The sequence below is a fragment of the Comamonas sp. Z3 genome, from assembly GCF_008121565.1.
GTDB lineage: Bacteria > Pseudomonadota > Gammaproteobacteria > Burkholderiales > Burkholderiaceae_C > Comamonas > Comamonas brasiliensis.
Genome location: NZ_VOQU01000001.1, coordinates 87,204 through 112,217, shown reverse-complemented (window position 1 = coordinate 112,217; position 25,014 = coordinate 87,204). Strand labels below are relative to the sequence as shown.

At 61.5% G+C, this 25,014-nt stretch carries 25 protein-coding genes; 3 read left to right on the top strand and 22 right to left on the bottom strand.

Going from position 1 to position 25,014, the window contains the following annotated elements:
• Positions 1-29 precede the first annotated feature (29 nt).
• From FSY59_RS00580 to FSY59_RS27515, 3 genes are all read right to left on the bottom strand, one after another.
• Positions 30-695 (bottom strand): SOS response-associated peptidase, encoded by a 666-nt coding sequence (locus tag FSY59_RS00580; protein WP_148728281.1) that lies wholly within the window; start codon positions 693-695, stop codon positions 30-32.
• A 523-nt stretch (positions 696-1,218) separates the two neighbouring features.
• Positions 1,219-1,743, bottom strand: a complete 525-nt coding sequence (locus FSY59_RS00570) for a hypothetical protein (RefSeq protein WP_148728279.1) — start codon at positions 1,741-1,743, stop codon at positions 1,219-1,221.
• Positions 1,740-2,096, bottom strand: a complete 357-nt coding sequence (locus tag FSY59_RS27515) for a hypothetical protein (RefSeq protein ID WP_148728278.1) — start codon at positions 2,094-2,096, stop codon at positions 1,740-1,742. The genes FSY59_RS00570 and FSY59_RS27515 overlap by 4 nt, the downstream gene beginning before the upstream one ends.
• Positions 2,097-3,179: 1,083 nt before the next feature.
• On the opposite strand from FSY59_RS27515, the gene FSY59_RS00555 reads away from it, so the two are divergent.
• The 3 genes from FSY59_RS00555 to FSY59_RS00545 all read left to right on the top strand — a co-directional run bounded on the left by FSY59_RS00555 (position 3,180) and on the right by FSY59_RS00545 (position 4,717).
• A complete protein-coding gene (locus FSY59_RS00555; RefSeq protein WP_099735937.1) occupies positions 3,180-3,434 on the top strand; it encodes a hypothetical protein in 255 nt (84 codons plus the stop codon).
• 61 nt (positions 3,435-3,495) lie between these two features.
• Positions 3,496-4,338 carry a hypothetical protein gene (locus FSY59_RS00550; RefSeq protein ID WP_148728276.1) on the top strand — a complete coding sequence of 281 codons (843 nt, stop codon included), beginning with the start codon at positions 3,496-3,498 and terminating at the stop codon, positions 4,336-4,338.
• A 127-nt stretch (positions 4,339-4,465) separates the two neighbouring features.
• Positions 4,466-4,717, top strand: coding sequence for a hypothetical protein (locus FSY59_RS00545; protein ID WP_148728275.1), 252 nt, complete (start codon positions 4,466-4,468; stop codon positions 4,715-4,717).
• On the opposite strand, the gene FSY59_RS00540 is transcribed toward FSY59_RS00545, so the two are convergent.
• From FSY59_RS00540 to FSY59_RS00450, 19 genes are all read right to left on the bottom strand, one after another.
• A complete protein-coding gene (locus tag FSY59_RS00540; protein ID WP_148728274.1) occupies positions 4,718-5,527 on the bottom strand; it encodes a hypothetical protein in 810 nt (269 codons plus the stop codon). It lies immediately after the preceding gene.
• Between the two features lie 3 nt (positions 5,528-5,530).
• Positions 5,531-6,148 carry a GCN5 family acetyltransferase gene (locus FSY59_RS00535; protein ID WP_148728273.1) on the bottom strand — a complete coding sequence of 206 codons (618 nt, stop codon included), beginning with the start codon at positions 6,146-6,148 and terminating at the stop codon, positions 5,531-5,533.
• A 70-nt stretch (positions 6,149-6,218) separates the two neighbouring features.
• Positions 6,219-6,506: a hypothetical protein gene (locus FSY59_RS00530; RefSeq protein WP_148728272.1), complete on the bottom strand. Its 288-nt coding sequence runs from the start codon at positions 6,504-6,506 to the stop codon at positions 6,219-6,221.
• A 1-nt stretch (position 6,507) separates the two neighbouring features.
• Positions 6,508-6,729, bottom strand: coding sequence for a hypothetical protein (locus tag FSY59_RS00525; RefSeq protein WP_148728271.1), 222 nt, complete (start codon positions 6,727-6,729; stop codon positions 6,508-6,510).
• A 29-nt stretch (positions 6,730-6,758) separates the two neighbouring features.
• Entirely contained in the window at positions 6,759-7,469 is a 711-nt protein-coding gene (locus tag FSY59_RS00520; RefSeq protein WP_148728270.1) for a DUF4376 domain-containing protein, read from the bottom strand.
• Positions 7,469-7,648, bottom strand: a complete 180-nt coding sequence (locus tag FSY59_RS00515) for a hypothetical protein (RefSeq protein ID WP_148728269.1) — start codon at positions 7,646-7,648, stop codon at positions 7,469-7,471. Before FSY59_RS00515 ends, FSY59_RS00520 begins: the two co-directional genes overlap by 1 nt.
• Before the next feature lie 5 nt (positions 7,649-7,653).
• Positions 7,654-13,422 (bottom strand): hypothetical protein, encoded by a 5,769-nt coding sequence (locus FSY59_RS27270; RefSeq protein ID WP_187427866.1) that lies wholly within the window; start codon positions 13,420-13,422, stop codon positions 7,654-7,656.
• Positions 13,422-15,101, bottom strand: coding sequence for a hypothetical protein (locus tag FSY59_RS00505; RefSeq protein ID WP_148728268.1), 1,680 nt, complete (start codon positions 15,099-15,101; stop codon positions 13,422-13,424). Before FSY59_RS00505 ends, FSY59_RS27270 begins: the two co-directional genes overlap by 1 nt.
• A 9-nt stretch (positions 15,102-15,110) precedes the next feature.
• Positions 15,111-15,674 carry a hypothetical protein gene (locus FSY59_RS00500; protein ID WP_148728267.1) on the bottom strand — a complete coding sequence of 188 codons (564 nt, stop codon included), beginning with the start codon at positions 15,672-15,674 and terminating at the stop codon, positions 15,111-15,113.
• On the bottom strand, positions 15,671-16,387 hold the full coding sequence (locus FSY59_RS00495) for a DUF6682 family protein (RefSeq protein ID WP_148728266.1): 717 nt from the start codon (positions 16,385-16,387) through the stop codon (positions 15,671-15,673). Before FSY59_RS00495 ends, FSY59_RS00500 begins: the two co-directional genes overlap by 4 nt.
• A 3-nt stretch (positions 16,388-16,390) precedes the next feature.
• Positions 16,391-17,020, bottom strand: coding sequence for a SlyX family protein (locus FSY59_RS00490; RefSeq protein ID WP_148728265.1), 630 nt, complete (start codon positions 17,018-17,020; stop codon positions 16,391-16,393).
• 85 nt (positions 17,021-17,105) lie between these two features.
• Complete coding sequence (locus FSY59_RS00485) at positions 17,106-17,555, bottom strand: hypothetical protein (protein ID WP_148728264.1); 450 nt, start codon at positions 17,553-17,555, stop codon at positions 17,106-17,108.
• A 70-nt stretch (positions 17,556-17,625) separates the two neighbouring features.
• The gene (locus FSY59_RS00480) at positions 17,626-18,750 is read right to left on the bottom strand and encodes a N4-gp56 family major capsid protein (RefSeq protein WP_222864288.1); all 1,125 of its coding nucleotides are present in this window, start codon (positions 18,748-18,750) and stop codon (positions 17,626-17,628) included.
• 143 nt (positions 18,751-18,893) lie between these two features.
• Positions 18,894-19,118, bottom strand: a complete 225-nt coding sequence (locus FSY59_RS00475) for a hypothetical protein (RefSeq protein ID WP_043009151.1) — start codon at positions 19,116-19,118, stop codon at positions 18,894-18,896.
• Positions 19,118-20,101 carry a hypothetical protein gene (locus FSY59_RS00470; RefSeq protein ID WP_148728262.1) on the bottom strand — a complete coding sequence of 328 codons (984 nt, stop codon included), beginning with the start codon at positions 20,099-20,101 and terminating at the stop codon, positions 19,118-19,120. Before FSY59_RS00470 ends, FSY59_RS00475 begins: the two co-directional genes overlap by 1 nt.
• 10 nt (positions 20,102-20,111) lie before the next feature.
• On the bottom strand, positions 20,112-22,355 hold the full coding sequence (locus tag FSY59_RS00465; protein WP_148728261.1) for a portal protein: 2,244 nt from the start codon (positions 22,353-22,355) through the stop codon (positions 20,112-20,114).
• A complete protein-coding gene (locus FSY59_RS00460) occupies positions 22,355-22,837 on the bottom strand; it encodes a hypothetical protein (RefSeq protein ID WP_050875041.1) in 483 nt (160 codons plus the stop codon). Before FSY59_RS00460 ends, FSY59_RS00465 begins: the two co-directional genes overlap by 1 nt.
• Positions 22,834-24,282, bottom strand: coding sequence for a terminase large subunit domain-containing protein (locus FSY59_RS00455; protein WP_148728260.1), 1,449 nt, complete (start codon positions 24,280-24,282; stop codon positions 22,834-22,836). The genes FSY59_RS00460 and FSY59_RS00455 overlap by 4 nt, the downstream gene beginning before the upstream one ends.
• On the bottom strand, positions 24,272-24,931 hold the full coding sequence (locus tag FSY59_RS00450) for a hypothetical protein (RefSeq protein WP_148728259.1): 660 nt from the start codon (positions 24,929-24,931) through the stop codon (positions 24,272-24,274). The genes FSY59_RS00455 and FSY59_RS00450 overlap by 11 nt, the downstream gene beginning before the upstream one ends.
• Positions 24,932-25,014: the final 83 nt, after the last annotated feature.

Sequence of the window (25,014 nt, the reverse complement as noted above, 5' to 3'; positions counted from 1 at the left end):
TATCCCGGCCTGATTGGCGGATCTGGCGCCTATGCAGGAGCCGCATCGAATACGCCCACGGGAGCCATTCTAAGCAACTGGCCAGCCTCGCTTAATGTCCCGGCCAGCCACTGATCAATATCCTGCACCTCGATCGGTATCACGCTGCGCTTGTCCTGCTGGTCCGCCGGCAGCTTGGGATCTGGCTTATGCATGCGACTCATCAGGGGATGTGAGTCGGCATTGATGGTCAGCATGGTGTAGCTCTCCACGAGCTCTCCTGTCTTGGGATCATTCCAGCGATTCCACAGCCCGGCCAGCGCCCACGGCGCGCCATCGGCCCGGCGAAATCTCCACCACACGTTTTTGCCAGTCTCCCAGCACGGCTCATCAAAGCTCCAGGCGGGAATGATGCAGCGCTGACCGCGCGCCCAGGGCGCCTTGTAACTGGGCTTGTCTGCGAGCTCCTCAGAGCGCGCATTGTTGGTGCTGTATTTCAGCGTGCGCTCTTTCGCAAACCAGGGGATCAGACCCCACAGGCCCGCCGCGCCTTCGATGCTGTAGCCCGGGTCATCGACCGCCCGGCGCAGAAACGGACCAGGCGCGCGCGGAAAGATGTCGAGCCGCTCATCCTTCCACCAGCCGGGGGACTCCCGCCCGATTCGGAAATGCCGCTCTATTTCGATCTCGGAGGGGGTTTTGTAGCGGTTGCACATGAGTGCATGCTAACAAGTCGGGAAATTTTTTTACTGTATAAATCAACAGTATGTGGTGCACTATCTATCAGCTCTATCTAGACGGCACGAGACTGCCGCCAGAGGTCGCAAAGGCCAATGGCGTCTATGGCTGGCTGTATATGCACTCAAAGACGCCAGTGGTCGGCATGCCTCTATGCAAGGCCTATCTGCTACCCGGCCCGGATGCACCCACTGTGCCAGAGCTGATCAAGCCGCTTGAGCACTGCCACCTCATGCTGATCAATGGCGGCGGCCTGCGACTGAGCGGGCAGGAGTGGAATGTCAACCATCGACACATCCGACAAAGCTGGTGGTGCGTGCCAGGGCCCGCACTGGGGCGCTCCCACGATGCACACCCCTCATCACCCAGCCCTGCAGTGCCAGAGGCGGTAGGCTGTTGATGTATGCGGCCAGCCGCCTTCTACAGGTCTCCTATTGCAGATTCTGTCACCCCATCAAAGCAAAAAAGCCCGCTTTGAGCGGGCTTTTTATCTAAGTTGTCTCAGCACGTGAGGCTGATGTCATATTTATCCAAGCTCTTCTGAGGGGTAGTCAAAAGCAGCTTGACTCCCGCTTGGAAGCGTCCAAACAGTCCCACGCAAAGTGCGATTGGGATGATGAACACCATCCAGCCAACCGAGTTCCAAAATAGAACTCGATCACCAACACGCACTATGTGAGCTAAGACATCGAGCACATCCTCGTTCTCGCATTGCTTCAGCTCAGCTACACGTTGCTCAGATTCCTCCCGGAACTTCGGATCTTTCTCCATCTGATACTTGATGCTTGCAAGTGTCGTGAGATTGAAGCGCGCCATGTTGTTGATCAAGTTATGGGACATGCTGCGAAGACGACGCACAACGCTTTTATCGACACCGCCTGTGGCGGCGATCTCATCCACTTCCTGAGCCGTCTTATGCAGCGAGAACCGGATGAGCACCTGCTCCGAAGGACCAACGATCCCGTCCAAAATAAAAAAAACGAATGACAGCAGAAGCAATGTCAAAAAAATGTATCCAAGCATCATTTGCTGGCTCCTTTCTGACGCGAAGGAACGACCTTCTGGCCAGACCTAAAAGCGTCGAACTGGGCCGAGAATTCCTTCCTGACCCGTTGAGCATGGAAGTACCATGCAAATACCGTCGCAACAAACAGCAGATAACCCAAGTAGTAGGCTGATCCAACGGTCTCAACCATCCATTTGATAAGCGGCACGATGTCCTCTTGGGGCACTCGCATCAGCAGAAGTGCCAAGATAGCGCCAACAACGGCGAAAGGGAACTGTCCCTTATTAATGGACGCAATGAATACGTCCCGTATAGCTTGAGCTGCACCCACCTGAGCAGGTGCTGGCGCGCCACTTGGTTTGGCTGTTGACACTCTAGTCGTCTGTAGTTAAGTACAACCAAATGTTACCACTCGAGCTAGCTTTGACTGTACAGGAACTCCCGCAGCACTTTAAACAAAATTGTGCAACCTCAGGGGTATTTCCTACAACAGTGCAAGATGACTTTAGATCCTCCTGCCTTACCCGCAGCTCGGGCATCACGCAAATTTGACCTCGCCGCACTCAAAGAGTTCAAGGTTTGACAGGTCAGAGCCCCTCAAGCGTCAATTCGATCGCGCACAAGGCAGATCCATCTCTCTTAGACGCAAGCTGCTTGGCTGCGCCAGCGACTACATCACAGAAGCAGTTCACCCCGGATGGGTGCTTGTCGTCACCATCGAGGATGGCTTGGTGTATTTCGGGCCAAGCCCGGCAAGCGTGGAGCGTTCCCCCGCTCCTTTTTGAGGCGCCGCACCGGCGCGGTGGCGATCCATGAATCCATTCAGCCGGCCACGAGGCAGCAACGCAGAGTCAAAAAAAGCGCCTCGAGAGGCGCTTTTAGAGATGGATCCGAGGGCTTCCCCACTGAAATCACTTCATGAGGTAGACAATCACTGCAACTGCAGCGACCACCACTCCCGGCTTAATGTAGATAAACATTGCACGGCCTTTTTTAAAGCGCCTTTAAAAATCCGGCAGAGTGCGCTAAGCTACCCACATGCCTAGCAGCAGTGGACTCTCTACACCCTCCGGGGCGAAGGTCCAGACAAAGGGGAGTCGAGTACCAATCGATTCCCCTTTGTCGTTTCTGGACCATGTGTACACAACCTCTAGACGCTAGAGCTCTTGCCTGAGACACGTGAACACATATGCAGTGTATCCCTCCTAACTTTGGATATAACTTTGATACGACTGAATCGGGCGTTTCAGACTCGGCTTGACAGGCTGCGAAGCTACTAAACACCGCGCGGACTAAGGGTCACAGCCAATCTTCATGTGATCTTTTGAGTTTGTAGAAAGATTGAATGTTGTCTTAGATCTACCAGTCGCCATAGCGCAACTTCTCGCGCACCTTGTTGAGGTCACGCTAGTTGTCGTGTTCGTTCTCACCGAACTCAAGCATGTAGCATCTCCTCATGACCGATGAATCCCCGATCCACACAGTCCACAAGCGCGTTTGCCACACGTTCCTCCGGCACTGGAAGGCCCACAACAACGCCTATCCCAAGCTGATCAAGATGACGCCGGAAGAATTGCGGCAGTTCAACATCGTCAACGCCTTTGCCAAGCCCGATGAAATGTGGGGCGTCCCAATTGAAATCGACCACAACACCACGGGAGTGATGATTGCGGTCGATGGGACGGAAATGCCTTTGGTCGAAGGCTATTGACGGGCTGCCGAGCTCCAGCGGCTCCTCTGCTACATTCCTTCACATAGGAGGAATGGGAGAAATGAGAGCTGTTCGGACTATTGCAATCGGTACAGTAGTTGCCACTTTGATGCTTACAACCATGGCAACACAGGCAGAAGTGCTCATGGGAATTAACTACCACGCCACGCTCGGCGACATCAAGAGACTGTACCCAAACGCAACATACGAGAAGCTAAAGCCTGCTTGGCTGACCGAAGAGGATGCATTCATCAAGATCTCAGGAGTAGGGTTGGGCGGCACTCTTCGTGTAGCTTTCACAGATCTGAGGCCTGCCGCGAAGAGATTGCTTGCGAAAGAAAAAGATAGCAGCGCCTACAAGAAATTCGCGGCCCAGAAAGACGATGACGCACTCACTGTTGAGTGGGTCAGGCTAACTTATACGGCGCCCGTCATGCTCGACACTTTCAAGAAACGATACGGATCTCCTGGCAAGTGCGAGCACGACGAATCGTTCGCATTTGAATGTGAGTGGCCCAATAGGGCATTGACCGCAAGCATGTCCGCTGATGGAAAAATCGTTGGAACCGTGACCACTGGCTTCACACTCAGCGAGAAACAAATGGGATACACCTTGAAGGGGGAGAAGATTCCGCCTTGGCTGAGTCCAGCCCGGAACAATCTCAGTGAAGAAGATCTGATGAAGAAGGAGTACGACACAGCTCTTGAAAGCGCAATACACGACCTAGAGCGCGCAGGCATTGACGTAAGCGGTCCGGTCCACGAGCAATTCGACAAATCAATCCGCTTTTTTGCGCAGGAAGCAATTAGGCAAGGTCTAATCGACAAGGTCGGTGATCTTGCAGCATCACACAGTGCTTTAAAAAATGCAAAAGCACACATGCTGCAGCAATATGGGAAGTGAAGTCTTACGCTTTGCAAGAGCAGCAATAGACAACATTCAGCCATCCGTGTCGCTCTCTGATTCCGCTTGGCCCACACCGAGCTCCTAGCCCTCTGCTACATTCCTTCACATAGGAGGAATGAGAGAGATGAGAGCTTTTCAGATCGCTGCCGTTGGTATCACCTGCATCGTTTTGGCGGCATGTGCGAGTAAGCACGAAATCACCGCGTCTACGCCGCGCACGGTGGAGATAGCGGGCACAGCATGGAACTCAGCAGACAACCAAAAAGCGTTTGATCTTGCACAAGCCCAATGCCAAAAGCAGGGACGACATGCCGCGCTTGCCAAGGATGGCGGCTCCAAGCCAAACGCTTGGTGGGTTTTCGACTGCGTTCTCTAATTACTTTTTCCCAAGCCAAGCAGATCCAATCATCCCTGCCGCACTTCCAAGCCCGCCCCACAGCGAATTGCTTGATGATCCAGCGGCGATCTGGTTCTGATTGATCTGGCTATAGGTATTCGCAGCCCCAGCCAGCCCGGCCTGGGCGCCTGCGTATCCCGAATTCAAAATCCCCTGCCCGCTCGTAGCCGCGCCCAGTCCAGCATTGGCGCTGCCAACTGCACCGGCACCAATCTGAGAGGCGATGGAGGCACTGGTGCCCTGTGCACTGGCAATATTGCGCCCCAGATTGGCCGCGTCCATGCGCCGGGCATAGCCCTGCTGCTCCACGGTTTTCATGGCGGTATTCGCTGCGCCGGCCTTGGCTTTGGCCGCGCCAATGTCCAAAGCTCCGGCCATGGCCATCACCTTGCCGCTGGCGGGGTTCACCCCCGAGCGCTCCATGGCGCGCATCGTGGCGCCGCGCTGTGCCGCGATACTGGTTTCCACATCGGCGCTCGCGCTGGCAGCCTCGGCCGCGCGGCGCTCCGGAGTGTCATAGGCCTGGGCATCGGCCACCAGCTTCTGCTCGAGCGGGCGATAGGTGCTGGTGTAGTCCTCATAGCCGGCCTGGGCAACCTTGTTCTGCAGGTTCTGGGCTTCCAGCTGCGATCGGGATACCTGGTCGGCAACCGCCGTGGCCGCTGCGCGTTCATCAGCCGTCTCGCCGTAGATCTGCTTCGCCCAGTCCAACTGCTCCTTTGACAGCTGCGCCTGCATCAGCGCGGCCGCGTTTTGCCCACTGGTGTCGACCTTGGTGCTCTTACCCATTGCTCAGTCCTTTCCGGCGCGCTGCGCCCGCTCCTGGCCGCAGCCAATTCGTTTCGAGAATCCCGTGTGGGTGATCTGACCGCCCACAAACCGCGCCAGGCGGCCGGCATTGTTGGCCTCCCGCGAATGGCAGCTCATCTGCACGCGCCCCAGCTGCGCCAGTACCCGCTCGGCATAGCGCCACAGGTGCACCACCACCATCCCGCCGCGCGCGCCCTGCTCCATAAACAGCATGTCGTCACAGGCCACCGGCTCGCCCGTATTCAGGTCCTGATACAGGTTTAGCCACACGCTGCCCAGCAACTGGCCGTCGCGCCGCACGGTCAGAATCAGCAGCTGTCCGGAGCGCTCAATCTGGCGCAGCTCATCCCACTGCACATTGGCCGGCACGCCAGGTGGCAAGGTTTCCTCGAGGAAGCGCAGGCGCTGGGCGGCCAGCTCGCCGGCGGCGGGGTCCGGCCCCAGCTGCTCGGCCTGGAACACCAGATCGCCGCGCCGCTCCACGGCCACCGCGCCCACGGACAGATCCGGCAGACACTCGGCCACCACCTCGCGCGCCAGTTCGACGGTCAAGGGCTGTCCGATACGCTTGGCCAGGGCCACAGCAAGCAATCCACGCATATGCTCTCCAGCGCCAGCGAATCTGGCAGGGCACATGAAACGATGGCCCGGCCCAAGATTCAAGGGGGTATCAGGCTGCCGCCAAGAACAGCGCGATGCAGGCTGCCATAGGCACAACGGCATCCAGCAAGCTTCCCATACTCCAGGCCCGCGGATCGAACCCGCCCCACCAGGGCATGGTGGCGCGATGCCCTGCGGCAAAGGCCGCGATCCAGCGGTATTCCGCCTGGGTGTGCTCTCGGGCCAGCCACCAGCTGCAAGCCAGCGCGCCGCCCAACCACCAGTTGCCCAGCACCAGGCCAACCAGGACCTGGGCCAGCACGGCGATCAGCGCGTGAAGAACAGGTGTCCAGTCCATATCAAGACACCTTGGCATCCACGTCCGTGACCACGGCCGCGTCTTGTGCAGCAACCTTCTCGCGCTCGGCGGTCTGGCCAGCCGCATAGGCTTCCTGGGCGATGCTGGTCAGCAGTTGCTGCAGGGTGCCTGCCAGGCCTGCAGACAGTTCAGAGGTGAGCTTGTTGCCCACATTGGTTTCCAGCACTTCGGTCAGTCGGGGGTGAATAGCATTCGTAGTCATGTTGTGTTCCTTTGTTGGTGATGGGTTGCTCAGGCTTCGACGGGCTGCTCTTGCTCTGGTGCGGAAGCAGATGCCGTCCAGGTGATGGACACCACTGTTTCTGCATCCTCTGCAGCCTGGATCTCGGCATAGAGCGCGCGGCTGCGTTGGTGAATGCCATCCACATGAGCCAGCAGGGCAAATCCCACGTTGATCATTGCGTCGGCATCGAGCACCACAGTGCGGTTGTCCGCCAGGGTCCAGTTGATGGCATAGGGCTGACCAGCATCGCGCGCGATCTTGGCCGCCATGGACGCGCCCACGATGCGGGCACGGCTCTCTGCATAGCTGTCAAAGCGACCCACATTGGGCAGCTCGAAGCCGCCGCACTCCAGCTGATCGCGGATGGCCTTGATTTCTGCCCACTTAACAGCCTTGGCCATGTCCAGCGTCGTGACCACCTCTTCCGGCGCGAAAGTGCCACCGAAGAAATCACCTTGCGCATCAATCAGGGCGCGCTCCAGGCTGCCAAAGGGATCGGCTGGGTCATAAGCGGTAACGGGAAGCGCCGGATACAACTGCCACAGCAGATTGGTACCGGCGCGAGCATCGGCCAGCGTCGGATAAAGATGCACCTGCACCTCCAGGCCCGCCGGCGCGGAGAGGTCCGTGCCAGGAATATGGCGCTGCAGCTTGGCAAACTCGACTCGGGCCGCGCCCGCGATGCCGTTGCCGGTGGAAATGGTTTTGATGATAGGCATTACAGGCTCTCCTTTAGAACGGGCTTGCCGTCAACGATGATGTGAGTGACGTCGGTGACGCCCAGTCCAACGGGAATGCAGACCACGCCTGGCGGCGTGAGCTCTGCGACAAGAGATGCAGGGCATTCCAGCATCTGAAAAATGGCGGTTTCGCCAGCACGGTGCATTGCGTAGCGCATATGAATTACCTCTTGGAAACGATTACGGAAATGGAGCGGGCGGCTACCGTCGATGCAGGCGACGTGTTGTTGCCAGCCACATAGAGGCGCACACGACGAGTCAGCCCGTTACCCGAGAACGTGAAGCTGAAAGACTTCATGCCACCTGTGTTCATCGGGAACTGGAATTGCGCGACACCATCCACCTGGATTTGCAAAGAGCCTGCGCTGCCTGCCCCAACGTCTGCGTGAAAACTGACGATGTAGGTCGCATTGCCGTCGGCCGCTGGTGCCGTCACGCCGAGAACTTCTCCGTTGACGGGCCCAACTAGATCCGCCGCCGTAACCCCAACTGCGACCGTCGCAATGTTGTAGTCAAGGTTCTCCATGGAGATGACACGCTGCGCGGTGAGGACACCACTGAAGCTGCCCGATGCGCCGGAGAGGTTGCCGGAGAAGACAGCATTGCCGTTGGAGATGTAGAACCCGGGGGCGAAGATATTGCCGTTTGCCTCGATCTGCAGATAGCGACCATTGTTCGCATTGCCCAGCAAGATGCCGTTCGGGCCGATGTGAAACCCGTTCTGACCAGCAGCCGGCCACCAATAACCGGAGAATCCACCCGAGTTCAAGCCGTTGCCGTTGATGCTGATGCCGCCAATGCTTCCTGCGCTCGAGTAGATGGTCCCGCGCACGATCACACCCGAGAACTCGGCTTGACCGTTGGAGTTGATGCTCCAGCCCTGCGAACCCGAGATGTAGTTCGATGAGTTGATATAGGAGCCCACCGATAGCGCGCCGGCAGTGAGTTTCGCCGCGCTCACGTTGGCGATCTTGGCGTTATCTATGGCCGCATTGCCGATCATCGCGTTGACAATCGCGCCGTCCTGGATGGCAGCGGAACCGACAGCAATGGCGTTGGCCGCGATCTTTGTCGCAGTGATAGCGCCGTCAACGATCAGGTTAGCGGAAGCAGCCCTGCGAGCCATAAGGCTCGTCACAAACCAGCTCGCCGTGGCGTCGGCAGTCCCAGTTTCAACGACTACGCGAAGACGACCGAACGTCCGTGGAGTAGCGGCGTTTACAGGGATAGTCACAAACGCTTCGAGCTTCTGCCACGTATTGATTGCTGCGGGGTTAGCCAGCGTAGTCCCAGTCAAGTACTCGATAAACGTACCGTCGTTGCCGCCTTCCGTCCCGTCATTGGCGTAAGTCTGGAGCTGCAGCCGAATACCGAGGCCCGTAAGCTTGTCGGAGGCCACCTGTGCGGACACGTAGTAAGTGTCCCCAGCGCCTACTTGAAAGTTACGCGAGTTGAATGCTGCAGCAGGGCCACGAGGAAGACGACGTCCACCCATGCCCGGCATACCTGCAGGAACCCCTGCTGTCCCAGGAGCTACAGACACGAATGCAGAGGGCATAGCGGCCCAGCTGTTCGGGTCTTGCATGTAAGGGTCAAGCACGATGTTGGAGTAGTCCATCACCGTCAGATGCTTCACCGTAATAGCGTTCGCTGCAATCTGGTCTGCAGAAACGGCACCCGCTGCGATCTTGGCCGTCGTCACGGCATTCGCCGCGATCTCGTTGGCTGTCACTGCATTTGCTGTAATCGCGTTGGTCGTCACCGAGTTCGCCGCGATAGCGTTAGCGGTCACAGAGCCGGCAGCAAGTTTTGCCGCAATGATTGCGCCGTCTACGATCAGAGCGCCAGCAGCGGCTTCTTGGAAGCGCATCTTGCCGACGTAGAGGTAGGCTGCGGTGCTGTCCTCACGGATATAGATGTAGATCTGCGCACGAGACTCGGTCGCGGACGTGCGCACTTTCAGCTCGTGAATTCCCCAGCTGCCAGACGCATAAGTTACGTCGAGGTCGGTACTACGGCTCACATCTGCCGGTGTGAGGGTTACGACTCGGATCTTGACCGTAGAGGCGCCCGGAGAGTAGACATTGACTCGCAGAACGTAGTCGGTATTAGGGGTTACTGCGAACCTCGAAGACCGCCCACCGTCGTAAGCAGTCGTGCCTGTGGTCACGCGGTTGATCTGGAGCACAGACTTGCTGACCGTACCTGCAAGTGCGTTCGTCTCGTTGAGCCTGAACTGCACCGTACCGCCGGAATCTCCGAACCACATGTCGATGTCCTGGTACTCGGAGTCGGGCACCATTGTCGAGGTATCGGACACCACCAGCTTAGACGCCAGCACAGAACCTGCAGCAAGTTCTGTAGCCGACACAGCACCGGCAGCGATCTTCGCAGTAGTGATGGCGTTGGCCGCGATCTCATTTGCCGTCACGGCATTCGCTGCGATCTTGCCGGCTGTCACGGCTCCCGCCGCGATCTTTACCGCCGTTATCGAATTCGTAGCAAGTTCGTTGGCCGTTACCGTACCTGCTGCGATCTTGCCTGCTGTCACGGAATTAGCCCCGAGTTCTACAGCCGTGATCGCGCCTGCGGCGATTTCCGCAGCTGTGATGGTCTTGGCAGCGACCTTCGCAGCGGTGATTGCACCGTCGACGATCAGCTCGCCGCGAGACATCTCTATGACTCGCACGCCACCCCACAGCATTTCAACGACCGGGGCCGCTCCGCTGTAGTTAAGGAACGTCCCCACAGCGAAATACGCAGCCTTGGGCGGAAAGCCTGCCGAGCCTTCTGGGCCGACAGTCACTGTATGACGTGTCCAACTCGTGGCCGTACCAGTTCCTGTAATGGCAGGGAAGTAGTAGTTGCCAGACGAGGAGTTGTACCCAGGCCAGTTCAGGGCGGGAGCATCAGCACTCTTCAGCTCATTGCCATTTAAGTCGTAGAAGCGGATAGTTGCGAAGCCACGGTTTGGCGTAGCCGCAAGTGCGAGATACCAAGTCTCAAATAGGTATGTCTTGCTGGTGTCAATCGGTGTGCGGGTTCCGAACGACAACAGATTGGCGTTAACGGTAGCGGACAGAACGAACGGCCCCGGAGAGCCGGCTACGTTTTTACGCGTGAAGTTGGCATAGTTCCAAAGATCCGCGTCTTGGAAGAACGGGTCAACGTTGACAGTATCCGTAGACGTCACTACCAGCTTTGCAGCGGTTACGGAGTTCGCCGCAAGTTCGCGTGTGTTGATGGCGCCTGCGGCAACCTTGCCGGCTGTCACAGCGTCAGTGGCGATAGTCGCCGCTGTCACAGCATTGGCTGCAATCTTGCCCGCGGTAACTGCGTTGGCAGCAATCTGGGTGGCCGTCACCGAGTTAGCTGCGAGTTCTGTCGCAGTAATCGAACCAGCAGCGATCTTGCCAGCCGTCACAGAGCCTGCAGCAAGTTCGGAAGCCGTGATCGCGCCAGCCGCGATCTGTGCAGCTGTGATTGTCTTCGCTGCGATCTTCACAGCAGTCACCGCGCCATCTACGATCAGCTCTCCGCGAGCTGCCATGCGCCCGTACATGCCTGCGAACAGGATGTCGACTGAGGTCGATGAGCGGTCTACGTAGACGCGAACCGTGGCTTTTACGGCTGTAGCAGGTGCAACAATCTGCAGGGAAGGCGCAGTGACAGGGTCAGCCGCCACGGTGACAGTTCCGACGAAGATAGAGATGTAGTCGGCAGCACCGATCATCACCAGCGCGTCGTTCGCGTCGTAGAAGTGCAGGCGATACCAGTAACGATAGGTAGCTGTCGCAGAGGCTGGCTTAGACTGAATACCAAATGTGTACTCACGACCCGCTTCTACAGCAAACCCTTTAGACACCAGAGGCTGGCTGTAGCCCGTCTGACCCGCGACGTAGGTGTGGCGTGCCGCATTTTGAGAGCGCATATCCGCAGGGGAGCGCTCAATACTCCAACCAGCAGGTACCGCCCAGGCCGCAGCGTCGAACAAGTCCTGGTCAGGGATCAGGTTCGTAGAGTCAGAGATAGCGATTTTCGAGGCTGTAATTGCGCCAGCAGCGATCTGGGCAGCATTCACAGCACCGGCAGCGATCTTCGCGGAAGTGATAGCGTTGGCTGCGATCTCATTAGCTGTCACCGCGTTCGCTGCAATCTTGCCCGCGGTGACTGCGCCAGCAGCGATTTCGGTAGCAGTCACCGCATTGGCCGCAATCTTGCCAGCCGTCACCGCTCCCGCAGCGATCTGACTGGCAGACACGGCACCCGCGGCGATCTTGGGCGTGCTGATCGCCCCGTCCGTGATCTGCGTGCCCGTAATCTGGCCCGTGAGTTTGGTAGCGTTGATGGCTGCCAGCTGGGCGTCCGTCAGCTGGCCCGTCACATCGGTAGCCGCAGTAGCAGCTGTGTAGGCGGTACCGCTCCAGCGATACAACTTGCCACCGAACACGATGGTGCTGGTGGTCTTGACCGTGGGCAGCGTTGCCCCCGACACAATGCCCACAGGCTCGATACCAGATGCAAATTTAGTAGCATCCACCGCAGATGCAGCAATCTTGTCAGCCGTCACGGCGTTGCTGGCCAACTTGCCAGCATCCACCGCGCCGGCGGCGATTTTTGCCACGGTCACCGCACTATCAGCCAGCTGCGCAGAATTGATCTGCCCCGTGAGATCCGTAGTCGGTACTGCTGCCGAGTAGGCTGTGCCGTTCCAGCGATACAGCTTGCCCTGCCAGGTGATCACCGTAGTGGACTTCACCGTGGGCAAGCTGGCGGCTGCGCTGTTGGTCACCGGCTCAATGCCGGATGCGAATTTGGTCGCGTCAACTGCCGCGGCCGCAATCTTTTCGGCAGTCACCGCGCCCGTGGCCAACTTGCCGGCTTCGACCGCCCCGGCGGCAATCTTGCTCACCGTCACCGCGTTGTCCGCCAGCTTGGCCGCATCGATCTGACCAGCCAGGTCCACCACGGCCACCTCGGCCGTGTACTTGGCCCCATCCCAGCGGTAGAGCTTGCCCTGCCAGGTAATGACGGTCGTGGTCTTGACCGTCGGCAAACTGGCAGCCGCGCTATTGGTCACGGGCTCGATGCCCGATGCAAACTTGGTCGCATCAATCGCGCCGGCCGCGATCTGGCTGGCGATGATGGTGCCCGTCAGGTCCACGGTCGGCACTGCCGCCGTGTACTTGGAGCCATCCCAGCGGTACAGCTTGCCCTGCCAGACAATGGTGCTGGTGCTCTTGACTGTGGGCAGCGTGCCCGCCGTGCTCACCGATACGGGCTCGATGCCGGCCGCGAACTTGGTCGCGTCCACGGCCTGGGCCGCGAGCTTGGAGGCGCTCACAGAGCCGTTGGCCAGGTTGCCGGCCTCCACAATCAGCGGCCCCAGGTCGTTGTTGCCAATCTTGCCCGTCTGCACATCCAGGCCATTGGTGCCGCCGGCGGGCGATACCGACTGCACACCATCCTGGGACTGCCATTTGATCCATAACCGGTAGCGTGTTCCCAGCGCCGCGGGATAGGCACCGATGGTGCCCTGAAACTGGAACAGCACCACGGCCTGGTCGAACGTCGGCGCGGTGCTGCCCGTCTGCAGCACGCCATAGACCACGGTCCGGTCGTGGCCGTGCCCCTGGGTGTATGCGGGCGCATCGTGCTCCACAAACACCGTGCTCAGGCCGGCCGACACTGCAAACCCCGTGGGCATCGGTGGTGGTGTCAGGTCCGGCTCGGTGTCGCCGCCGCCCGGCACACCGGGCACCAGGCCACCGCCTGCGCCCGGCTTGGCAATCCCTGAATCAATCAAATCCTTGGCCGTCAGGGCACGACCATTGCCGCCCCGCCCCATCAGCACGCGCAGCTCCTCGGTCACGCGCTGGCTCCAGTTCGGCGCGTTGGTACCGGGCAAATCCTTGCGGGGAGTCGTTGCCATTAGCGCAGCTCCTCCACGGCCTGGGCCAGGGCTACGCCCTGCACTGCCTGCTGGCCCGACAGATCGATCTGCCAGGCCCGCGCAGGAATGGGCGGCAGGCGAAACGCTTCGGGCCCGGGCGCAGACAGCGTGAACTGCACCCCGCTGCTATTGCCCGAGCTCACCGCCACACAGCGCGGGCCGAAGGTTGCGATATGCGCAGCCACCTCGCGCGCACTCAGCTCCAGGGCATTGAGCTTGATCGTCACCGGGTAGCCGTCTGCCACCACCTTGCACCAGCCAAAGCTGGCCGGCGCCGGCATGGCAAACACCTTGGACACAAAGCGTGCGCTCATCAGCGCCGCGCCCGCATCCCATTTGCCCACCTTGGTGCCGTCCAGCACATACAGTGCATCCTGCAGCCGGTCCAGGTAGAGCGCGTCATAGCCTTTTTCCAGGTAGAAGATGCCCGTGGGGTTGATCGGGTCCACCAGAAAGCCGCGCCGCACGCCGCCGGCGTCGGTATAAAAGCCCAGAAACAGGCCTTCATACAGGCCCGCCACCATGCCCGCCGGGTTCATGGCCTGCCAGTCATCGCGCGTCAGCAGCCCGTTCGTGATCAGCTTGGCGCCGCCTGCGCCGTAGTAGGCCAGGCCATCCGGTGCCGGCCAGGCCACGCCATGGCCAAAGCTCACCACCGCCTGCGGTGCCAGGCAGGCCTGGCCCACCTCCAGCGGCTGCTCGTCCAGGCTGTCCGGCGAAGTCCCGGCCACCAATACCGGGTCGGCCGTGGTCAGCACCAACAGCCGCTGCCCGAAGGTGGCCAGCGCCAGCGGTTTGGCATCCGGCGGCAAAGTCTCATAGGCCATGGGCCAGGCATAGGGCTTGTAGGCCTCGCAATAGCGCACGGCATTGCCGCTGATGCCCGCCATCATTCCGTTCCACATGGCCGTCAGGTACGACAGATCCTGGGGCGGCTCCAGCCACTCCACCGTCTCCAGCACCTCGCCCAGCGTGCGCCCGTCGTCCGTGGTGCTCGCCACGCCCGAGGCAATCTCGCGCAAGAAGAAGAATTCAGCCGTCCCGGTCGTGCCGGTCTGCGTGCGATAGATCCGTACCCGGTTGATCGTGAAGGCGCCAGCGGGCGGCGCTTGGATGGCCGTGATATTGACCGTCGCGTCAGTCGGCACTGTCAGCGCGGCAGACACCGGCCCGGGCGCGCTCTCCTCGCCCTTGTCCGTCACATAGGTGTAGACGTAATAGCGCACCTCGGTTTCCGTGCTGCTGCCGCCGGCTGCCGCCACCGTGGGCGCGGAAATGGGCGCGGGCACCCCCAGCTTGCGCCAGGCCGCCGGATAGCTGCCACCGGCCAGCGCAATCGTGTTGTCGGTCCACTTGGGGAAGCCATCGCCCGAGTAGTAGGTTCGCTCCGTCGTGTCATCGGCCACCATGCCGCGCACGGCATGCACAATGCCCGTCCAGGACATCCAGTAGCGGCCATCCTCGGCCACATCGCGGCCAAAGCGGTAAATGGTCTTGCGGCCGGCCGGCACCGTCGCCACATCCAGCGGATCGCGCCAGGGCCGAAAGTCGCCGCGCCCCGGCTTCTGGTTCCACGAAACCGTGCCCACCGTCTCCGGCAGCAGCTTGGGGTGTGGCGCATTCACGGCGCCAGAGAAACCAGAAACCGTAACCTTCATCACCACCCCTCAGAAATACGGGCGCACGCGCGGCCGCACCGCAGCCCGACCACGCCACACCTCGACATTGATGGTTTCGCAGCGCGTGTTGAAGTCGCCGCGCAGCACGGGATCACCGCGCAGGCGCGCCACGGCGCCGAGAGCAATCACTTCGCTGTATTGATCAAACACCGCGTCGTCGATGCCCATGGCTGCATCGCCGGGCTTGAGCGTCACATCCAGCACCAGGGCCAGATCAGCAGCTACAGGGCGGTGCAGCACCACCCTGCGTGTATCCGGCGTCATCAGGTACTGGCCTTCGCCCTGGCCCTGGCGCCACAGAACCAGGGATCCATGCCCCAACAGCTCTGCACCCTCCACCCGCACCAGAGTGGTCTGCTCGGGCAGCGGGATGGCGTATTCAGACTGACCGTCCACCGTGGTGATCGGCTCCAGCGTCATGCGCCAGGCGCGCGTGCGATGGCAGAAGTCCTGGGCCGCGCGGCGCAACTGGTGCACCACGGTCGGCTCAGGCGTGCCGAGCTCCACTGCCGGCAGCACGTCGGGGAAGAAGTCCGACCAATCGCGCATCATTGGCCCACCGGCACCGTCGCAGCGCTGCTGCCCTGGCGGAAGTTCGGATTGCCCACCGACACAGGGGCGGCCGACAGCGTGGCCTTCAGCTCGATGCCCAGCGCCGTCGCAAACGCCGCGTAATGCGCCTGGGCGCGCGCCGCATTGCCCGCATAGTCGGCATCCTTCAGATAGCCGCGGTACAGCATGTAATCCAGCAGCGCGTTGGCGTAGATGTCCGCCACCGAGATATTGCCCACCACCGCCGTGTATTCGGAACCTGCGGCCGGCTCTGCAATATCCGTGGGCGTGGCCGAATAGTTGATCTCCAGCTTGGCCGTATTCGTCGCGGGCGGGTACACCCAGAAGGCCTTGGGCTCGCGCGGGTCGTACATGAAATGCACGATTTCCGCCGCGCCGGCGATGTTGTGCCAGTTTGGCATCTGCGCATCCAGAATCTCGCGGCTGCAGATCCGCACGGCGCGCTTGCTGGTGACTGTGGAATTGCGCTGCACATCGATCAGCTTGGCTCCGTCGGCCGGCAGCGCCTGCTTGGTACCGGCCACGCAATCGATCACCGCGCTCTTGTTGAAAGCATCGGGGCGGTGCAGCATGATTTCACGCTGACCGTCGTTGAGGTAACGCACCCACTCGCCCACCGGCCAGCGGATCGAGGTGGTGTCCTGCGTGGTCACCACGCCGCGCTGAATCACATCCTTGGCTGCAATGGGCATGGATTACTCCTTGGAGCCAGCGCGCAGGGCGTCCGCCAGCAGGTCGCGCAGCTCGCCCACCTTCACGCTGTTGCCCTTGGGCAAGCTGATTTCGTTGGACTCGGCAAACGCGCGGATCTGAGCCGCTGTCCATTCGCTGATGTCGATGGTTTCGCCCGCTTCGTTGGCAAACACATAGGGCGACACGCTGGCGCCCTCATCCTTGTTGGTGCCGTTGCCCTCGTCGGAGGCCTGCTGCAAAGGCTTGTCGGCACCCTCGCCAGTGCCTGAATCGGCAGAGACAGAGGTGGACTCAGCGGCGGAGGCGGCAGCTGCTTGGTTCAGCTCCTGTACCTGGCGCTTCAGGGCTTCAATCTGGCTGGTTTGGTCGGCCACCACCTTCTGCAGCTCTTCAGCGTCAGCAGGAACGGTTGCGCCAATGCTGGCTGTCAGCTGCTGGGCGACAGTGCCGCCCTGTTCGACAGGCTCATACAAACGATAGGCCTCGGTGATGGACAGCAGTCGCGCGGCGGCTTTTTCGTGCTGCACCTCGGCCACCACGTCCTTCTTGTCGTTGGGCTTGAACTGAATGGATTGGCCGTAGAGCTCCACGGTCGTGGGAGCTGTGCGGCGGTATGCGTGGATGGCGGTCATGTGGCACTCCTTGCCTGTTCAATAAAGAAAGGGCCGCGCGCACGGCGCAGCCCCTTTACACACTCATTGCCTGGGGCTGCGCGGCTCAATAACGCATGCGGACCAGTGCCAGCACTTGCTTGCCGGCGGTGGCAGAAGTCGCGGCCGCTGTGGTCACCTTCAGACCCAGCTTGCGAATGCCGTCGCGGTTGGTAAAAGCCAGCGCAGCGGAATTGGCGGTGGCAACGGAGCCGGTAGCGCCTACGCCTGGCTTGAGGCCGGTGTCGTAGACCGTGGCCAGGTCAGTTCCGGCGGCATTGATCACGCCCAGGGAGAACGCGAGCGTGGGGGCCGCGTTGCTGTCCAGTTGGGGCGCCACCACGTCCACCGCCACCAATTGCACTTTGGGGGGAATGTCCAGCAGCTCCAGCAGATCGTTGGCCGCCAGAGCAACGCTCGGCAGGGTCAGGTCAACGGCCACCGTCAGCACGCTGGCGTCAAAGGGTTGCGGCACAGCCTTCTTGCCGGTCGCAACATCGGATTGATATTTGGGCATTTGAAGCTCCTATGTCTGATGAGGGAAAGGGCTGGTGAAGCCACGGCCCACGGCGCGGGCCGCGGGCTCATCAGGCATTGGGGTCGGTGCTGGCGGTGTCCAGGGCCATCACGCCAAAGTCGCGCTGGACGTTGCCGTCCTTGGACTTGTAGGTGGCCTTCTTCACGCCCATGATCGCGTGGGTACCGATGGCAACGCTGTTTTCGTGGTCCTTTTGAACCTCTGTCCAGCGGAAGCGCGTGCCGGTCTCGTTGTCGCCGTATGCGATCAGCGCGGCCTGTGCACCCAGGAACAGCGCGCGGGCGGCGTTCACATTGGAGCCAGCGCCGTAGTCGTTGAAGCGGATCACGTTGCGGTGCTTGTGCAGCACCACATCGTTGTACATGCCCAGCGTGCCCTGGAAGATGGGGTTCTTGTTGCCCTCGGCCGCAGCGGCTGCCTTCTGGATGTCCAGCCAGCCACCGGTGCCCGCGTCCTGGCGCATCGCGTCGGCCTGGTAGGTGTGCATCAGGCAGATGTAGTGACTGCCGCCTTCGATGGAGACGGGAATCATCGACAGCTCGTCGGTACCGTCGCCGCCCATGGTTTCAGCCTTTGCCACGGCCTTGTCGATCAGGCGCAGCTTGAAGGTATCGCCAGCGGTCAGCGAAGCCTTGGACGTGGCCGCGCCGCCGAACAGAATATGCTGGCTATCGGGCGCCGTCAGCGGGTTGATGTCGAAGAATGGATTGTTGGCCGACCAGACAAAGCCCGAACCATGGCCGCGCGAGCCGGACAGGTAGATGAAGTACAGCTCATCCTGCAGGCGCTTCCACCAGTCAGTGGCCGCGCGCTTGGCATCGCTGCGCAGGTCGCGCAGCGTGCGCTTCTTGGTCATGCGCGAGCCCAGATCCGCGCCGCCGCGCACCTGGTCGATGCGCAGACGGTCGGTGTAATACTTGAGTGGCGCTTCCTTGCCTTCCAGGGTTTCGTCACCGATGACGGGCTCCTGGTTGATGGGCATCAGCAGGTCAACGGTTACTTCGTCACCGGCACCTTGCTGAAGATCATCGATTCGCTGGATGGGCAGACGCGAATCCTTGCCATTGCCCACGAACTTACGAGACCAATAGCTTTCCTTGTTGATGGCCACGGCCATCAGAGAGGCCCACTTCTTGACGGCTTGCGGGTCGTTAACGCCGATCAAAGTACGCATAACGCAACTCCTGCCCTTGCGAGCACTGAGCGCGTCTTGCGCTTGAACCGGGCAACTGCCCCCGGCGGCAATCTGCTGCATGAAGATGGCGCCAGCAAAGGCGCCGCAGCTAGGAAAAAAGAATAATCCTGAATTCCAGGAAATCAAGTACCCATGGGGGCGTGGCGCCGCGCATGCAGGGTCTTGTGACCCCGGGGCTCGTCACCCCGTGCATGCGTGGGCTTATCCACCACCACGTCGTCCTCCAGATGCAGGCTCAACTCAGCGCGTTGGCCCGTGCGTTGGCGCAGCGTAACCACCACGCGGCCGCCGTCGAAAGACAGGCTCTCGCCCGCCTTGATCTGTCGTATGAGTCTGCGTCCGGACATCAGGCCCCCAGGTAGCGTTCTTGTTGATCGGGCGTCATGCGCGCCAGGGCTTTTTCCAGGGCAGTGCCCTCGAGGCCATCCAGGTGAGCGAACTCGCTGCCCACCGCGGCGTCGGCTGCAGCTGGAACCCCGGCCAGCGTGGGCGGCAGTGTCGAGCGGTCAGCAGCGGCCGGCTTGCGTGTGGCCGGTGCGGCTGGTGCTGCCGCGGGTGCAGAACCAGGCGCAGCAGCAGCGGGAGCCGCGGCCGAGGCCTTGCCAAATCGGCGCAGCATCAGTGCTTGGGCTTCGGCCAGCGCGTCGCGCGAGGCGGCCATATTGCCTGCGGCATCGGTCAGGCCGCGGTCAATTGCGTCCTGAGCAAACAGGCGGATAGCTCGGTCGAACTGCGCGCCCGCCTCGCCCGACAGGTCGATGCCAGCGGCCTTCAGTTCCTTCTGCGCCGCGCCCAGATGCTGCCCATACTCCTGCATCATGGCGTCCTGCTGCATCTGGGAGCGCGCCATGTCCACCGCCGCCGCGCGCGCTAGGTCGTCCAGCTTGTCCTGCACGCGGGACTCGACCTCTTGATAGGCTTCCTGGTCAATCTCGCCATCCAGCAGTTGCTGCAGGGCGGTGGCCTTTTCGGCGCGCAGGGTCTTGCGCTGCTCATCCGCATCGGCAGGAGACACGGGCTGCATCGCTGCAGGGGCTGGTGCATCCGCGTCATCGTCAGCCGCGCCTGCTTCGCTGGCGGCAGGGGCCACGCCGGCAGCCGTGTCATCGGCGCCAGTGGCAGCACCTTCTGCAGGCTTGTTGGCTGCTGCCGCTGCCGCTGCCGCGCTCTCGTCATCATCATCATGATCAGCAGCAGCAGAGGCCGCGCCGGCTTCACCAGACTCGCCCGCAGGGGCCTGCAGATCCTGGTCGTCTTCTGCCAGGTCGCGCAGTGCTTCGCGCTCTGCTTCGCTCAGTCCGGCAAGGTCTTCTTCGCTAAACATGGACATGGTGGCTCCTTTATTCGGTGGGTACCAGTTGGGTCAATGGTTGGGGTGAGGGCTGCGCCATGGAATCGGCTGGCGCTGGGAGATTGATGCCGTCATCAGCCAGGCCGGCCGAGGAGGTGATTTCGTCGGCGGCTGGTGCGAGGCCGGGCTGGGCGGTCACGATCTGGGCGCCTTCCAGCGCGGCCAGCATGGTCTGCACCTTCTTCAAGATGTCGTCTACGCCCAGCTTCTTAATCTGGGCCTCCGCCAGCTGGATCTCGGTCTGCATCTTGGCAAGCTGGGTGCGCGCCGTTTCGCTGGCCATCTGCTCGGCTTCGGCTTGCTTGGCCTGCGCATCCTGGTCGGCCTTCATCTCTTCGGGTGTGGGCGGCTTGCTGGGGTCGCGCTGGCCGTTGATTTTGCGAATGCGCGCAACCCACTCTTCCTTGCCCTGGATGTCCGCAGACTCCACCACCAGATCCAGCACCGACAGCACCACCTGGGGCGCGTAGGTGGCGATCTGGCCCAGCAGGCCGAACATCTGCTCGAGCGCGGACTGAGCCATGGAAGACCGATAGTCCTGGGCATCCACGATGAAATCCGCTTCGCGCGCCGTGATGTCGTTGAGGATCTGCCCGGTCGCGGGGTCCACCTGGTTGATCGTCAGCCATTCAATGGGGCGCTGGCCCTCGCCCACGATGCGAATCACCTTCTCCTCGGTATAGAACTGCTCGATGTGGCTCAGGCGCAGCTGGCCGGCCTGGCGGATGGCCAGCAGCAGGTTGTCGAAGAACTCGCTGGTGGTCAGCGAGCCCTGGTCCTGCTTGGCGAGAATGGCGCGCCCGCTGTTGGCATTGGTGTCGCGCCCCAGGTTCTCATCGGTCACGCCGCCAGCATTGCGAATCAGCTGCGCATCCTGGGCAGCCAAGGCCACATTGGCCTCGAAGTCGCCCATGTTGTTGTCGAACTTCAGTTCCCTATTGGGGTTCTTGATGATGATGCCGTCCGGCCGCGCAGCCTCATTGCGCAGGTCGTCCCAGTCATCCACCGCGCCCTTTTCCGCAATGATGCGGTTCACGCTCAGGGCATACAGGGCCTTGGAGCGGCGCTTGTTCAGGTCGTCCTGAATGTCGCGCATGCCACGCCAGGCACCATAGGCCAGCCCGTCGCGCGCCCGGCGATATCCCCAGATGGGAACCATCAGAAAGCGGTTGTGCTTGAACGGGCTGGCCATGTCCAGGCAGGGCGCATCCTTGGTGCACAGCATCAGGCGCATGCGGAACTTCACGGCCTCGTACAGTCGCGCGCGGCCCTGGTCCTGCTCGAAGGCGTGGCGCGGATCTGCCGGGTTGAACACCTTGCCCGCGAAAGGGCCGTCTGCAAACACAGGCACCCGCTCGGGGATGCGGTACCAGCACTCCAGCAGCTCCACCGACCGGCGGCTGCTGTTGTCGTAGTAGCCAGCACGGGACATATAAGCCGCGCGGGCCCCGTAAATGCTGCTGGCAGTGCCCCATTCCGTCTCGCTGGCGCTGGTCAGACGCTCGCCCAGGTACCAGATCCCGTCCGGATCCACGTCGTCGTGCCGTCCAGCCTGAGACATCAGGTGATCGCGGCTATCGGGCAGCAGGGCCACGGCATAGTCCAGGTCCACCACGCGCCGGCGAAACAGATAGCGCGCGTCCACGTTGTAGTCGATGTTGCGGCTATGGCTATCGCGGTAGACGTTGCGCCAGTCCTCCCAGCCCGAATAGATCAGCTCGGCCTCGGGGTCGCGGTTGGCCCCCTCCTCCAGCCAGCTCAGGCCGGCAGTCACGGCCTGTCGGAAAGCCCGGCTGCGGTGCCACTGGGTCATGTTCACGTCGTCCGTGTACTTGATCAGCTTGGTCTTGACCTCGGCCATGGCCTCGTCGTCGCGCTCGCGGGGCAACACCTTGTAGTCCTTGCGCATGCGCTTTTCGGTACCGCAGATCCATTCAATGGTCTGCCGGCCTTCATTGAAGACCACCGGCGCCTGGCCGCGCTCCATCAGCGCCTGGGCATCCTCGGGCTTCCACTGCAAATGGTCCTGGTAGTCCTCATCGATCTGCATCTGCTGGCGCTCTTCACCCTGGCGCTCGCTCTCGTACTTCAGCAGCTCCATCAGCGTGTTGTGCCGCTGCCTGGTCAGCTCGTCATTGCCCGCTGCCGCGCGCTCGGCGGGCTGCTCTTGATCGGCGTTACTCGAGGAGTCTGCTGCTCGAGCACTGGTTGGGATGTCGCGCACTTCAAACATCACAGCACCTCGCTATGCAGGTCCTGGCCATAGGCCCGGGCGGTGACTTCGATGCCCATGCGGTGGCGCTTGACCTCCAGGCTGGGCGGCTGCTCCAGTGGCATATCCACCAGGTCGGGCATGCCTTCGCAGATGATGTCCAGCATGCGGCGGATGCTGCTGCGGTCCGTCATCGTGAAGCCCATGGTTTCGGCCGCCAGCGCGGCGGTCTTGATGAACTGCGGCGTGGGGTTGCCCTTGGCATCCACATAGGCATAGGCGTTGCGTTGGGGAATCACATAGGAGCCAGTCTCCATGCGCCGGAATGCCGGGAACAGCACCATGCAGGGCTCAGGGTCCCCGTCTGCTGTCTCGTCGCCGGCGGCGCGCAGGTCCAGCCATTGAAAGCTGCAGACCACATCGCCAAGAACACGCTGGCGCCAGGCGCGCTCGCCGCCCAGCTCGACCATGGGAGTGCCGCGTGGGCCGAGAATTGAGGTCATGTCACCCTCCAGGACAGTTTGCGCCGCGCTTGACCGGCGGCACGGGGTTTGACGGTGGCCAGACCTAGCCCCGTCACAATGAGATAGCGCGTCGCATCCATGGCGTGGTCGTCCTTCTTGACGATCTGCCCTTTGTCGTCGCGCCGGTAAATGCGGTATTCGTTGAGCCAGTCGTGCATCGACTTGAAGACCTTCAAGCGACCCGTGCTCATGCGCTCCCAGACCTGATACAGGCCCGACTCCACGCCGTTATGGGCAGGGGTCAGCTGCAGACCCAGGTTCACGTAGTCATTCAGCAGCTGCTCGCCGTCGCGCTGGCTGCGGCCGCGCGATGCCGGATCGATAGCGCCCGGTATCCAATCGCCGCGCGCCTTGATCGATGCCGCATGCACAGATGGCTCGGCCTGGCCGCGATAGTGGTTGCTGTAGAGGTAAACAATGTCCGAGTCGCGGTCGTGCGCGCCCCAGACGGCAGCCGTGCGGTTCCAGCCCACGTCCATGCCATAGGCCCGGGGCCAGAAGTCGGGGATCTGGAAGTCCGGCACCACGATGTCGCTCTCGGGTACCGGGTAAATCGCGCCTGCGCCCAGAGCTGGCACGCCCTTGGTCCGCGCGTCGCGCTGGTGCGGCATCAGGCGCGACAGCAGCTTGGCCTTGGCCTCTTCGGTAAGGTGAGGCACATCGTCCCAGCCGCACTGCACCACCGCGCGGCCGATCACCTTGCCCTCGGGGTCCGGCGATGTCAGCTGCTGCACCAGAGCCGTCAGGCCCGACAGCGGTGTGAAGGTCAGCATGGAGATGCCCTCGCGCGTCATCAGGCGCACCTGGCCCTCCTCGTAAACATCCTCGGGACATTCCTCGTCGGCCCAGAAGATGTCCAGCTCGAAGCCCTGGAAAATCTCGCGCCCCTGCACATAGCTGCGCATCCACAGCTCAGACTCGCCACCGCTCTCGTGGCGGATCATCGCGCGCTCGACGGCTCCCTTCACATGGGTGCGCGACACGATGCCCGTGATCGCATCGCCAGGAATCAGGCCGGTACCGAAGTTCTCCGGCTTGTCCGTGGTGGAGCCCAGCAGCTTGAGCTGCAGAATGTCGCGCGTTGTCTCGTGGGTATCGCCAGAGATCAGCGCGCGCACGGGCTTGGTGAAGCGATGGCCTGCCCACCACCAGGGATAGCGCCCCGTCAGGTGATATGCCAGCTCGGTACCGGCGGCCATGGTCTTGCCCACACGGTTGCCGGCCATAAACACACGCTCGCTGCAGGTCGCGCCCAGTTCGAAGAACTGCACATGACGCGGATACAGCGCACGGCGCAATGCCCCCGTGTCCGGAAACATGGTTTCGAGCATGCGAGTGCGCCGGCGGCGCTCAAGCTCATCCAGCAGACCGCCCAGCTCGATGCGCTGCTCAGGGGTGAGGTGCAGAACGGAGTCAGCCAGCATCGCCGCCCTCCGTTGGTCCCACAGGCACGATGCTGGCTACAGAGACACCCAGCTTCGCCAGGCGCTGCAGCAGCACGTCATCGCTCATCACCTTGTGATCGACAGTCCCCTCGACCTGCACCTTGTCGCCATAGACGCGCGGCTTGAGCTTGGATGCTGACCACTTGCGAGCATCCACGCGCAGCTTGTTGCGTGCCACGGCGGTCTTGTCGAACATGACCGCCACGGTGTTGCCGCTCATGTCCGTGACCGGCTCGTACTCGCACTCGTCCGCGATGGACACGATTTCGTCGGCCAGTTTGTCTGCTCGATCCTCGCGCGCGCGTGCGTACATCTCGGCGCGTGAGCTGTCGGCGTTGATCCAGTCCAGCATCGTCGTGTAGGCAAACTCGTGCTGACGGCAGAAATCGGCCATGTGGCCGCCTTCCAGGACGAATGCCAGGAACTGGTCAAGCGCACCAACACCCGACGACCATTTCTGAAATGGCGTCAGGGGCTTGGCTGCTTTCTTGGGGGGTGTGGTCTTGGTGGCCGCAGGCGGCTTCTTGCTGGAAGCCGGGGCCTTGAATGAGGCGGTACGGGCGCGCGTTGAGACGGGCTTCGTGGCCGTCTTGGCGTTTTGATCAGGTGACGCGCGCTTCTTGCTCAAGTCCTGTCGTTTGCATGCCCTCTATTGGGCGCGGGCAATGAAACGACAATTCGTTGAAAACTTCAAGGGGGGTCGATCCGCCC